The following is an 11,971-nucleotide window of genomic DNA, read 5'->3' on the forward strand; positions in this document are numbered from 1 at the left end:
GCCAGCGCTTGAACCTCGCGCCTCCTGCCGATAGGGAGGCGCGAGCCTCATGTCCCTCCCGCGCCGCCCCTTGAAGCGAGGCCGTGTCCTCCTGATGTTGATCGCCCTCCTGCTCGCCACGGGCGTGGGGATGGGCCGGGCATGGTTGCGCGGAGAGGCGGCACGCAGCCGGGTGCTGGCCCGGGTGAAGCCCGCGTTGGAGTCCCGGCTGGGCCCGGTGCGCATCGGTGAGGACTTCCACATCGGGTGGACCGGCACGGTGACGATGGGGCCGGTGGAGATTCCAGGCACGCGGCCGGAAGGCCCTCCCGTGGTACGCGTCTCGCGTGTCACCGTGCACCTTCGACGGTGGGCCCTGCTGTCGGGCCACGTCGAGGCGAGCCGCGTGGTGCTCGCGGGCGTCCAGGTGGAGGCCGGGCCACAGGGGCAGGAGGTGCGGGCCCTCGTCGAGCGGGTGCGCGAGCTGCGTCAGAGCCGGCGTCCATCCCCTGCCTCGGAGGAGAGCGCTCCCCGTGAGCTGCCCGAGCTGGAGATGAAGGACGTGCGCCTGGCCTTCGAGCGCCATGGCCGCGTGGAATGGGGTCCGCTCTCGGCCCGGGTGAGGAGGACGGGCGAGGCGGAGGCATCCCGATGGGAGGCAACGGCCGAGCTGCCCGGCGGTGGCACCGCGGTGGTGTCCGTCCAGAACGGGGAGTCCGGCGTGTCGGGGACGCTGCGGGCACGGAGTATTCCGGCGGGCCCGTTGCTGTCGCTCGCGGAACTTCCCTGGCGCATGGAGGGGGGCACGCTGGAAGGAGAAGTGAGGGTGGACACCCAAGGCACCACCTTCTCCGGGGCGATGACGGGACTCACCGTGAGCAGTCCCCAGCTCGCTCCCGAGCCGGTGGGGCCCCTCTCCTTTTCGACCGAGGGCCGCGTGCGCTGGGAGCCGCGAAAGAAGCACGTGGAGCTCGAGTCCCTGCGGCTGGCCGTGGGCGAGCGGCGCGAAGCACGTGCCGAGGTGCGGGGTGAGGCCACCTGGAGCGGAGAGCCCCATTTCTCGGTGCAAGCGGAGCTGCAACCCGTCACCTTCGAACAGGCCATGGCCGCCCTGCCCGCGGCCCTGGTACCCGGCACCGAGCTGGCGCGGTTGGAGGGCCAGTTCCAGGCCTCCCTGGCGCTCTCGGGGCCCATTCTCCAGCGCCGGGACTGGGAGGTGAAGGCGAAGCTGGATCTGTCGGAGCTGAAGCAGTCGGCCCGAAAGGGGCCCCTCAGCTGGCTGCGCGAGCCCTTCGACTACCAGCCCCTGACGGCCGAGGGCCGCGGGCGGGCGCTGCACATCGGCCCGAGCAACCCCGACTACCTGCCATGGGCCGAGATTCCTCGTGTCCTGGTGCGCGCGGTGTTGCGCAGCGAGGACGCGGCCTTCTGGACACACCGGGGATTCGACTTCGACTCGCTGCGCGACATCCTGCTGGCCCCCGCGGATGACAAGGTGCGCGGCGGCTCCACCCTCACCCAGCAACTCGCCAAGAACCTCTTCCTGTCCCGGGAGAAGACCTACGCGCGCAAGGTGAAGGAAGCGTTCCTCACGCTGGGACTGGAGGCCTCGGTGCCCAAGGAGCGGCTGCTCGAGGTGTATCTCAACATCATCGAGTGGGGGCCCGGTCTCTACGGCATTGGTGAAGCGGCACGGCACTACTTCGGCAAGGACGCGCGAGAGCTGAGCATTCGCGAGGCGGCCTTCCTGGCCACCATCATCCCCAACCCGGTGCGCTACCACGTGTATTGCAGCCGAGGCACCCTCTCCGACATCTGGACGAAGCACGTGAACGAGTTGCTGGCGGTGCTGTACGAGGGAGGCGACCTCACGGAGACGGAGTACCAGGAGGCGCTCACCGCGCCGCTCGTCTTCACCGGCCACCCCGGCGCTCAGCCACCCGCTGACGAGGAGACGCCGATCCGCGCTATCGATCCCGGGCAGGACTGAAGCGCTGGCTCTACCCTGCCCCATTCCACTTCTCGCCGACGAGAAGCGGAATGCATCCGCCTCGTTTCACTTCTCGCCGACGAGAAGTGGAATCTCGAGGGTCTCCTATCTCGGACGCGCCCTCCGGGAGCCGGGACTCCCCTGGCACGTAAGCGCGCGAATACACAGGCACGGCTCCTTGGCCCTCTGGTTGCTTGATACCGCGCAGCCGCACTCTCGCGGTTCCACCTCATTGGGGGGAGCAATCATGGCACAGACGAACGGAAGCAATACCCTGCCCGAGCTGACGCTCGATCAGGTGCGGGACTCCATCCTCAGCTATCTGGAGCAGGGGAACGCCGGTCACTACAATATCGGCCAGCTCTACAACTACACCGTGGACAACAAGCTCGCGGAGAAGAACAAGTACGAGAACGCCCAGAGCTTCTTCAGCCAGCACATCAAGGCGCTCTCGCAGGCCACGCTGAGCCGGTATGGCGCCATCGCGCGCGAGTTCACCGAGGAGGCGTGCAAGAAGTACGGCGTGATGAACCTGACCACCCTGCTCACCTACGCGAAGGTGGCCAACATCCAGCCCACGAGTGGCGACCCGGGGGCCACGCCCATCGACGTCCCGCGGGAAGACGGGCGCGTGGTGCGGAAGCCTTTCTCGGACTGCACCATGGAGGACCTGAAGCTGGCCGTGAAGGGCAAGCGCCAGCCGTCCCGGGCCACCATGCCCGCCACGGACGCGGCCCGCGTCGAGTTCATGCGCGAGAGCCTCTCGCGGCATTTCGCCCAGAGCGCCCGCGTGCAGTTCAAGACGAACGTCAAGGGGGGCAAGACCTTCCTCACCATCCAGGGCGTGCCGCTGGAGGAGGTGGAGCGGCTCATGGAAGCGCTCCTGGATGGCCTCATGCCGCCCGTGCGCGCGGTGGGCTGAGCGGCACGGCCGCCCCATGTACGACGGTGGGCGAATCGAACGCCTAAGGTTCGACACCTCGCCGGGGGAATCCCACTCACGAGGGAGTCTCCCGGTTATCCTTGGCCCATGCCCAACAGCCTGCTGGTCGTCCATGTGCACGTCCACGTCAAGCCCGAGTCGGTCGACGCCTTCCGCGCGGCCACGCTGGCCAATGCGCGGGAGAGCGTGAAGGAGCCCGGCATCGCCCGCTTCGACGTCGTCCAGGACACCGAGGACCCGACGCGGTTCGTCCTGGTCGAGGCCTACAAGACGCCCCAGGCGCCCGCCGCCCACAAGGAGACGGCCCACTACCTGAAGTGGCGGGACACCGTGGCGCCCATGATGGCCGAGCCGCGCACCTCCCGGAAGTACGTCAACTGCTTCCCCGAGGACGCGGGGTGGTGAGATGGCGATGACGGGCTTCGAGTTCGCCACCGCCACGCGCATCGTCTTCGGAGCGGGCCGCCTGGCCGAGCTTCCCGAGGCGGTGAAGGCCCTGGGCGGGCACAAGGTGCTGCTCGTCACGGGCAGGAATCCCGCGCGCGCCGGGCCGCTGCGCGAGGGGCTGAGCCGGCTCGGCCTCTCCAGTGAGACATTCACGGTGGAGGGCGAGCCCACCGTGGAGCGGGTACGCGAGGGAACCGCCACCGCGCTCGCCGCGCGGTGCGACGCGGTGGTGGCTTTTGGCGGAGGCAGCGCCCTGGACGCGGGCAAGGCCATCGCCGCGCTGGCCGCCAACGGGGGAGACCCGCTCGACTATCTGGAAGTGGTGGGCCGGGGACAGGCGCTGACGAAGCCCTCCCTACCCCTGGTGGCCATTCCCACCACCGCGGGCACCGGCTCCGAGGTGACGCGCAACGCGGTGCTGGGTGTGAAGGACGCCCAGGTGAAGGCGAGCCTCCGCAGTCCCCTCATGCTGCCCCGCCTGGCGCTCGTGGATCCGGAGCTGCTGACGGGCGCGCCTCCCGCCGTCCTCGCCTCCAGCGGCCTGGACGCGCTCTCCCAGCTCCTCGAGCCCTTCCTCTCGGCCCGGTCCAACCCGCTCACCGACGCCCTGGCACGCGAGGGCATGGTCCGCTCGGCGCGCTCGCTGCGCCGCGCGGTGTTGGAGGGCCCCGACGCGGCGGCACGGGAGGACCTGGCGCTCGCGAGCCTCTTCGGCGGCCTGTGCCTGGCCAACGCGGGCCTGGGCGCGGTGCATGGCTTCGCCGCCCCCGTGGGGGGAATGTACGAGGCGCCCCATGGCGCGGTGTGCGCGGCGCTGCTCCCCGCCACGCTGGAGGTGAACCTGCGCGCACTGCGCTCCCGCGCTCCGTCACACCCGGCGCTTCCGCGTTTCCAGGAGGTCGCGGTGCTCCTCACCGGGCGTGCGGAGGCCCGGGCCGAGGAGGGCATCTCCTGGGTGAAGGAGCTGTGCCAGGCCCTGGGCGTGCCGGGCCTCGGGCGCTATGGTCTCACGGAGGCCGACGTGCCACGGCTCGTCACCCGGGCCAAGGCCGCCAGCAGCATGAAGGCCAACCCCCTGCCCCTCACGGACGAGGAGCTCACGGAGATTGCCGTCCGCTCCCGGTGAGCGCCCGCGAAGCCCATGGCCAACAGGATCAGCCGGATCACCTCCTACGTTGAAAAGCGCAAGCTCGGCTTCGGCGTCGCGCGCCTCATCATGATGAGCGGGGTAAACGTCCGCAGCATCGGTCCGAATGATCCGGACCCACCGGACGCCCTGCGGCGGCTGGAGCAGGCACTGCCCCAATTGCTGTCGGCCCAGGAGCTGAGCGAGCTCCAGCAGCTCCTCTCGGAGGCATGAAGATGACGGTCTCAATCGGAGTCGGAATCGGAGATGCCGTGGATGCGGAGAAGGCCGTCCAGGCCGCGGTGGAGCAGGCGCGCGCCCAGCTCGGAGGCGCCACCGCCCAGGCGGCCTACATCACCGCGACGGTGGACTACGAGGCCGCACGCGTCCACACCGCCTTCCGGGAGGCGCTGTCCGGAGTCCCGCTGCATGGGGTGACCACGTCGCTGGGCGTGCTCACGCCCACCGGTGTCCGCAACGAGGGCCACGGCGCGGTGGCGGTGATGCTGGTGGGCGGCGAACCGGGAACGGCCTTCGTGGCTTCCTCCACGGAGGCGGACGGGCGGCGGGCCGGAGAGGCCGCGGCGCGGGAGCTGGTGCGCAAGGCGGGAGGCAGGATACCGAGGATGATCCTCTTCAACGCCTCGCCCGGTGGGGAGGAGGCGATGCTGGAGGGCATCGCGAGCGTGTGCCCGGACGTGCCGTGCCAGGGAGGCAGCGCCGCGGATCATGCCATCGCCGGACAGTGGAGCGTCTTCACGCACGCGGGCCCGGTCCCCACGGGGGTGTCGCTGCTGGGCCTCTTCGGCGAGGTGCGGGTGGGGACGGCGCTGTGCACGCCCTATACCCCCACGGGCGCCGTGGCCCGGGCCACGGGAGCCGAGGGCCGCACCCTGCTGACGCTGGATGGCCAGCCCGCCGCCCAGGTGCTGGGGCGCTGGATGGAAGGCGCCATCGATGACCAGGTGCGCTCGGGCGGCAACATCCTGGCCCAGACGGCGCTGCGGCCCATCGCCGTCCGCCGCCAAGTGAGCCAGCGGGACCACTACGTGACGGTGCACCCGGCCCACGTCCACGCGGACCGGGGCACGGTGGACGTCTTCGCCCGCATCGAGCCCCGGGACGAGGTGTGTCTGATGACCGGGACCGCCGAGGGCCTGGTGAACGAGGTGGCCCACCTCATCGACCAGGCGCTGGCCCAAGGCGGCCTGACGACGCGGGACGTGAAGGGCGCGGCGCTCATCTTCTGCGCCGGGTGCGCGGGTGCCCTGGGGCCGCGCGTGGACGAAGGCCTGCGGACGTTCTCGCGGCTGCTGCCGGGCGTTCCCCTGCTGGGCCTGTGCACCTTCGGCGAGCAGGGCTACATCCCGGGCCTGGGCAACGTGCACCAGGACTTGTCGCTCAGCCTGACGCTGTTCGCCAACGGGCGGCCCTGAGCCCCCGTCGAGCGTGCTCCGGCCCGCGAGTCAAGGGGGCCCACAGGTCCGCTGGAGGCACCCGAATTCGAGGACTCCGTAAACCTCCGTTCCGGGTGCCACACGGCCCGTCACATGGGTGCACTGCTCGTTGCATACCCAGCAAGCCGGGAGCCATCCGCGCTATACCTGCGCCGTTCCCTCCGCCCGCGGGCGGGTGACAGGAGCGCGTCGCAACTCATGGCCCGTTGGTCTTCCGTGCAGTCCCTGCTGACGCTGGTGGTGCTCGCCACCAGTGCCTGTGTCTGGACTCCTCCCGAGGAGCCCGAGGCGCCTCCTCAGCAGAAGAAGGTGCCCGCCCCGCCGGAGCCCACGGCCTGCATGACGGCGCCCATCGTGACGAACGGGAGCCGCAACCGGATGCGGGTGGCGCTCACCTTCGACGCCTGCTCCACGCGCCACAACGAGTATGACGAGCGCGTCATCCGCACCCTGTTGGAGACGGGAACGCCGGCCACCCTCTTCATCGGCGGCGGGTGGGCCCTGGCCAACCCGCGGCGCCTCGAGGAGCTCGCGCAGTACCCGGGCTTCGAGTTCGGCAACCACACCTTCTCCCATCCGCACATGCCCGAGGTGAAGGAGGACCAGAAGGTGCTGGAGGAGCTGCAGCGCACGCAGCAGGTCGTCTATGACCTGACGGGCCGCATCCCCAAGTACTTCCGTCCGCCCTTCGGCGAGGTGGACCGGCGGGTCGCCTGGCTCGCGTCCCAGGCGTCGCTCGTCACCCTCAACTACGATCTGCCCTCGGGAGATCCGGACACCACCATCACCGCGAAGCGGCTGACGGACTGGGTGGTGCGCAAGGCGAGCCCTGGCGGCATCGTGGTGCTGCACATGAACCACAAGCGCTTCGCCACCGCCACGGCGCTGCCGGACATCATCAAGGGGCTGCGCAAGCGGGGCTTCGAGCTCGTCACCGTGGGCACGCTGCTCGAGGACCACACGTGGCCCACGTGCCAGCCCACCGAGCAGCCCGAGCTGCCTCCCGCGGTGGCGGAAGTCATCCCCTGACGCGTGGCTTCCAGAAGACGAGCTCGGTGACGCCCGGGACGGCGAAGCCCGGGAGCTGGCCCACCTGACGGTACCCGTGCCGCTGGTAGAAGCGCTGCGCGCCCTCGTTGAAGTCCGAGGTGAGCAGGAAGTAGCCCCCGGACGGCTCTCCACACCCGGCCTCGTACGCGGCGAGCAGTTGCGCGCCGAGGCCCGAGCCATGCCGATCCTCCCGGATGGCGAGCGTCCGCAGGTAGGCCCCCGTCCCGAAGGTGCCCCGGGTGAGGAACCAGCAGACCCCCACCGGGCCGCTCTCGTCGGTGGCCATGAGCAGGCCCTCGCCCCGCTCCAGCGCGCCCCGGAAGCGGGCCGCCAGGGCCGGCGCCTCCAGGCCATAGGCCTTGAAGAGGGGAAGCGGCGCCAGCGCGGCGGCCAGTGCCGGAAGGTCCTCTGGAGTCGCGGGGCGGATGACTGCGGGCATCGGGTCCTCTCGGGTTGCGGGGCCCCGGGAGATTGGACCGGAGCGCCGTGTCACACAACAGGACTCGGGCTCAACCGGTGGCGAGCGCCGCCGCGAGCCAGGGGAGCACCTCGCCCGCCCGGGCCTCCACCCGCACGTCCACCAACTCCCCCCCGCGGCACTCGCCCATGTTGATGAGGCCCATGGGCATGTGGCGATCCGCGGCGCGCTGGAGGAAGCGGAAACCCGAGTAGATGGCCAGGGAGGAGCCCACCACCAACAGCGCGTCCCCCTCCTCGAGCAGCGCGAACGCCGACTCCACGGTGGGCGGAGGGACGTTGTCCCCGAAGAAGACCACGTCCGGCTTCAGCGTCCCGCCGCACCGGGTGCACACGGCCACCTGGAAGTCCCGCACCGCCTCGACGGGCAGCTCGGCGTCTCCGTCCGGCCGCAGCTCGGCGGTCCGCTCCGCGAAGCCGGGGTTGAGGGCCAGCAGACGCTCCTGCAACTCCACCCGGGGCTCGAGGGCCTCACAGTCCAGACACCGCACCCGCGCGAGCGCCCCGTGGAGCTCGATGACGCGCTGGCTGCCCGCCACATGGTGCAGCCGGTCCACGTTCTGGGTGATGAGGCCCAGCACATGGCCGTCCCGCTCCAGGGCGGCGAGTGCCTGGTGCGCCGCGTTGGGCCGGGCCGACGAGAAGCGCGGCCAGCCGAGCAGGCTCCGGGCCCAGTAGCGCGTGCGCACCTCGGGTTTGGTGAGGAACTCGCGATGTTGGATGGGGTTGCGGGCCCGGGCGCGTGTGCCGGGCCCCCGGTAGTCCGGGATGCCCGACTCGGTGCTGCACCCGGCACCGGTGAGCACCACGAGCCGGCGGCCCCGCAGCAGCGTGGCCAGGGCGTCCAGGTCCCCGGTGGCGGGAGACGGTTGTTCCAGGGGGGCGGTCATTCGGGGTGAATCTATAACGCCCCTTCCTCGCGCTCGCCGGACCACCGCCGGGGGAGCGGGCGTCCGGGCCACCTCCGGCTCCTCCGGCTCCTCCTCCAGCACCCCGTGCTCCGGCGGCCGGACGAGGTACGGCAGGCTGCGAGAAGGGAGTCTGTTCGCTAGCGGCCATGGGAGGCCGTCTTTCTCACGGGCTCCTTCCTGATTCGAGTCACTTCCGGGGCCAGCTTGTCCGGAAGCCGCCAGCTCACCTCTGGTGGACAGCCTGTTTCCCCCGGCGTGCTGGCATCATGAGACACATGAGGAAGGTGCTCTGGTTCGCCGGTTACGTCTGGGCACTCCCAGTGACGATACTGGGCCTGATGCTCGCCATGCTCTTCACCCGCCTCGAGTCGGTGGACGAGGAGGGCATCCTCCACTTCGTCGTCCAACCGGGCGGGCCGCTCGACTGGTCCATGCGCCGCTTCCACATCGCCGCCTTCACCCTCGGCGCCGTGGTCACCTATTCCGGCGCGGACGGCCCCCGGCAGATCCGCCTGGTGCGCCACGAGCGCGCGCACGTCATGCAGACCCTCGTCCTCGGTCCGCTGTTCCTGCCCCTCTACGGGCTCGCCTCGCTCTGGCAGCTCGCGCGTGGCGGCCACCCGTACCGCGACAACTGGTTCGAGGTCCGCGCCCGCGCGGCGGAAATCCCGGGCTACCGCACGCTGCGGCTCGTGCGCTAGCACCCCGCCTCGTGTGCCAGAATGGACGGGTCATGACCGCTCAGCCCGCCATTCGCGGCTTCATGGCCAGGATGATCCTCGACGTAACCAGGGACCTGCCGGCCGAGAAGCAACGCAAGGTGTTGTCGCTCGTCCCGGAGGCGTTGCTCCCCCTCATCGAGTCCACCCCGCGGCTGGGCTGGGTTCCCCTCGAGCAGAACATGCGGTTGTCGGATGCCCTCCACCAGGTGCTGGGAGACCCGGGCTACCGTCATTTCTTCGCGGGCCTCGCGGACCGCATGATGACCTACCCGCTGCTGCAGTCCTTCTTCGACGGGGCGGTGCGGCTCTTCGGGATGACGCCCCAGTCGATGCTGAAGTGGACCGCCTATGCCTGGGAGCAGGCCTTCCGTGACTGCGGGAGGCTCGTGTACCAGCCGCGCCGCGAGGCGGTGAACGACGGCAGCGCCGAGATGGTGCTGGAGGGCTTTCCCCCCGCGCTGCTGCAATCGGGCACCTTCGTGCAGGCGCTCCTGGGGACGTTCGACATGTACCTGCGGCGCGTCTCCAAACAGGGCCAGGTGGACATCCTCCACCTCGACCTGAAGCAGGGCCGCGTGGTGTACGCCATCTCCTGGCAGTAGCGGGGTGGACGCGGCGTCCAGTGGTGAATGGATGACAGTCTGGCCGCGGCACAACGCGTCACGCAGAGGATGACGCGGGCTGTCATTGATTGACGCCTCAGGCAATACAGCGCCCCCGCGCGAATTCGTCTCCAGCAGTTCGAATCAGACACACTTTCTGTTATATCCGTGATGCCGGCCAATAAGCCGTGCTCCTGTTTCACCCCCAATTCACGATTCCTGGAGTCTGCATGTTCTCTCGTCTCAACGGGCAGGGTGTGTCCCTCGCCGTGACGCTCACGGCCAGCCTCGTGCTGGGCGGCGACGCGCTCGCCAGCACCATCAACCAGAACACGTCGTGGACCATCAACCGTGGCGCTGCCTCGACGTACCGCGTCGTGGCCTACGGTGACTCCATCTTCGCCGGCTACAACGGTGGCCTCTTCAGCGTGGCCAAGCGCGCGGCGCCCGCCGTCGAGGGCGAGTACCTGGCGCAGAGCTTCGGCTCCAACATCGAGGTGGTCCGCCGCACCAAGTCCGGCGCCAGGGCCGACGACATCTACAACAACAAGATCGTCGCCGAGCGCTCGTACATGCAGACGAGCAACACCCGCGTGGTGATGTTCGAGATGTGCGGCAACGACTACCTGCAGGCGCGCTCTGCCTTCACGGACCAGACGGGCACCTGCAGCTACGCCGGCCTGGACACGGCGCTGGCCAACTGCACCACGTACACGGAGAGGGCCATGCAGGCCATCAACACGTACGCGACGGCGGCCAAGGCCAAGATTGTCATGAACATCTACTATCCGGGCTACGACGCGGACAACGTGCTCACCAACTGCACGGACTCCGCCACCGGCACCCGCATCAACAAGCGCGCCAAGTTCCTGCCCTACCTGGCCAAGAGCAACTGGCGCACCTGCAACCTGGCGGCCCAGTACGGCTTCCAGTGCGCGGACGCGTTCGCCGATTACATGGGCGCGGACTACGACTCCAACGGTGACGGGCAGATCGACCGCGACGCCCTGCGCTACGTCCAGGGCGAGAGCGAGGCCGCCTACGTGGCCCGCATCACCGGCACGCTGGCCGGCACGCTGCGCGACGCCAACACGCACTTCGTGAGCTCGAGCACCAGCTACGACTACATCCAGTCGGACAACACGCACCCGACCTTCTACGGCGGCACGATGAGCACGGGCTCGACCACGAGCGCCCCGACGTTCACCGACGCGCAGGTGGTGGGCGGCAAGAACCCCGAGTGGAACAAGTCGGGCCACGAGCGCGCGGGCTGGCTCATGTCCCTGATCGACCCGGCCGCTCCGTAGTCCCCCGGAAGTCCCCGGGCGGGGAGTCCCCTCCCCGCCTGGCCTCCCCGCCCTCTCCCCACCGGGAGGGGGCCGGGTGGAGGCCCCGCCTCCCCTGCCCCGCGCGTGGACCATGCGCTCCCGGCGGTGACGGGTTAGGGTGCGCGGCATGAATCGGATGCTGGAGCTTCGGACGCGCTGGACCCTCGTCACCGGTGCCTCTTCCGGACTGGGCGAGGAGATGGCCCGTTCCATCGCGAGGGATCAGGGCGGCAACGTGGTGGTGGTGGCGCGGCGGCGCGAGCGGCTGGAGGCGCTGTGCGAGGAGCTGCGCTCGCGCTACGGCGTGCAGGCCACCTTCATCGTGGCCGACCTGTGCCGGCCCGAGGACGTGGAGCGCGTCTTCACCGAGGCCACGCGCGAGCGGGACATCCACGGCGTCATCCTCAACGCCGGCGTGGCGTACTGGGGAGATGCGCTGAAGCTGGAGTGGAGCGAGTTCCAGTCCATGCTGAACACCAACGTCACCAGCGTGGTGCGCCTCTCCACCCTCTTCGCGCGCTACCTCGTCGAGCGGGGAATCCAGGGCGGGATGATGTTCGTCTCCAGCGTGGCGGGCTTCATCCCGGTGCCGTACCAGGCGGCCTACAGCGGCACCAAGGCCTTCATCACCAGCTATGGCCAGGCGCTGACGCAGGAGCTGCGGCCCCAGGGCGTGTCCGTCACCGTCTTCGCTCCCGGCGGCATCTCCACGGAGATGCTCGACAGGACGGGGCTGTCCAACCGCTTCAAGTCGGGCGACCTGGGGATGATGAGCGCCGCGGACTGTGCCGCGCACGCGGTGCGGTCCTTCATCCACCGCAAGGAGCTCTACGTCCCCGGGCTGCTCAACCAGACGCTGACGCTGGCCGCGAGGCTGCTCCCGCGCGGCTTCCTGGCCCAGCGCACCGCCGCCATGTACCGGCCGGAGCGCTGACCGGG

13 protein-coding genes are annotated in these 11,971 nt (G+C 69.9%); 11 read left to right on the forward strand and 2 right to left on the reverse strand.

Annotated elements, in window-relative coordinates; all coding sequences use genetic code 11:
• The first annotated feature begins 49 nt into the window (after positions 1-49).
• The 7 genes from VFZ09_RS25690 (at position 50) to VFZ09_RS25720 (ending at position 6,971) form a co-directional block, all read left to right on the forward strand.
• Positions 50-1,969 (forward strand): biosynthetic peptidoglycan transglycosylase, encoded by a 1,920-nt coding sequence (locus tag VFZ09_RS25690; RefSeq protein ID WP_329730298.1) that lies wholly within the window; start codon positions 50-52, stop codon positions 1,967-1,969.
• A gap of 247 nt (positions 1,970-2,216) precedes the next feature.
• Positions 2,217-2,891 (forward strand): hypothetical protein, encoded by a 675-nt coding sequence (locus tag VFZ09_RS25695; RefSeq protein WP_329730299.1) that lies wholly within the window; start codon positions 2,217-2,219, stop codon positions 2,889-2,891.
• A gap of 108 nt (positions 2,892-2,999) precedes the next feature.
• The gene (locus tag VFZ09_RS25700) at positions 3,000-3,317 is read left to right on the forward strand and encodes an antibiotic biosynthesis monooxygenase (RefSeq protein WP_329730300.1); all 318 of its coding nucleotides are present in this window, start codon (positions 3,000-3,002) and stop codon (positions 3,315-3,317) included.
• Between the two features lies 1 nt (position 3,318).
• The gene (locus VFZ09_RS25705; protein ID WP_329730301.1) at positions 3,319-4,485 is read left to right on the forward strand and encodes an iron-containing alcohol dehydrogenase; all 1,167 of its coding nucleotides are present in this window, start codon (positions 3,319-3,321) and stop codon (positions 4,483-4,485) included.
• Positions 4,486-4,500: 15 nt separating this feature from the next.
• Positions 4,501-4,719, forward strand: a complete 219-nt coding sequence (locus VFZ09_RS25710; protein WP_329730302.1) for a hypothetical protein — start codon at positions 4,501-4,503, stop codon at positions 4,717-4,719.
• Positions 4,720-4,721: 2 nt separating this feature from the next.
• Positions 4,722-5,921: an FIST signal transduction protein gene (locus VFZ09_RS25715; protein ID WP_329730303.1), complete on the forward strand. Its 1,200-nt coding sequence runs from the start codon at positions 4,722-4,724 to the stop codon at positions 5,919-5,921.
• Positions 5,922-6,140: 219 nt separating this feature from the next.
• Entirely contained in the window at positions 6,141-6,971 is an 831-nt protein-coding gene (locus VFZ09_RS25720; protein ID WP_329730304.1) for a polysaccharide deacetylase family protein, read from the forward strand.
• On the opposite strand, the gene VFZ09_RS25725 is transcribed toward VFZ09_RS25720, so the two are convergent.
• Both VFZ09_RS25725 and VFZ09_RS25730 read right to left on the reverse strand, forming a co-directional pair.
• Positions 6,961-7,431 (reverse strand): GNAT family N-acetyltransferase, encoded by a 471-nt coding sequence (locus VFZ09_RS25725; RefSeq protein WP_329730305.1) that lies wholly within the window; start codon positions 7,429-7,431, stop codon positions 6,961-6,963. The two genes, VFZ09_RS25720 and VFZ09_RS25725, sit on opposite strands and share 11 nt — an antisense overlap.
• Before the next feature lie 70 nt (positions 7,432-7,501).
• A complete protein-coding gene (locus tag VFZ09_RS25730; protein ID WP_329730306.1) occupies positions 7,502-8,359 on the reverse strand; it encodes an NAD-dependent protein deacetylase in 858 nt (285 codons plus the stop codon).
• A 296-nt stretch (positions 8,360-8,655) separates the two neighbouring features.
• Here VFZ09_RS25730 and VFZ09_RS25735 point away from each other — a divergent pair, with 296 nt between their 5' ends.
• The 4 genes from VFZ09_RS25735 (at position 8,656) to VFZ09_RS25750 (ending at position 11,966) form a co-directional block, all read left to right on the forward strand.
• The gene (locus VFZ09_RS25735; protein WP_329730307.1) at positions 8,656-9,081 is read left to right on the forward strand and encodes a hypothetical protein; all 426 of its coding nucleotides are present in this window, start codon (positions 8,656-8,658) and stop codon (positions 9,079-9,081) included.
• A 32-nt stretch (positions 9,082-9,113) separates the two neighbouring features.
• Complete coding sequence (locus VFZ09_RS25740; protein WP_329730308.1) at positions 9,114-9,704, forward strand: hypothetical protein; 591 nt, start codon at positions 9,114-9,116, stop codon at positions 9,702-9,704.
• Positions 9,705-9,934: 230 nt separating this feature from the next.
• Positions 9,935-11,011: an SGNH/GDSL hydrolase family protein gene (locus VFZ09_RS25745; RefSeq protein WP_329730309.1), complete on the forward strand. Its 1,077-nt coding sequence runs from the start codon at positions 9,935-9,937 to the stop codon at positions 11,009-11,011.
• Between the two features lie 148 nt (positions 11,012-11,159).
• Complete coding sequence (locus tag VFZ09_RS25750; protein ID WP_329730310.1) at positions 11,160-11,966, forward strand: SDR family NAD(P)-dependent oxidoreductase; 807 nt, start codon at positions 11,160-11,162, stop codon at positions 11,964-11,966.
• Positions 11,967-11,971: the final 5 nt, after the last annotated feature.

It is taken from the genome of Archangium sp. (assembly GCF_036277355.1).
In the GTDB taxonomy this organism is placed as follows: domain Bacteria; phylum Myxococcota; class Myxococcia; order Myxococcales; family Myxococcaceae; genus Archangium.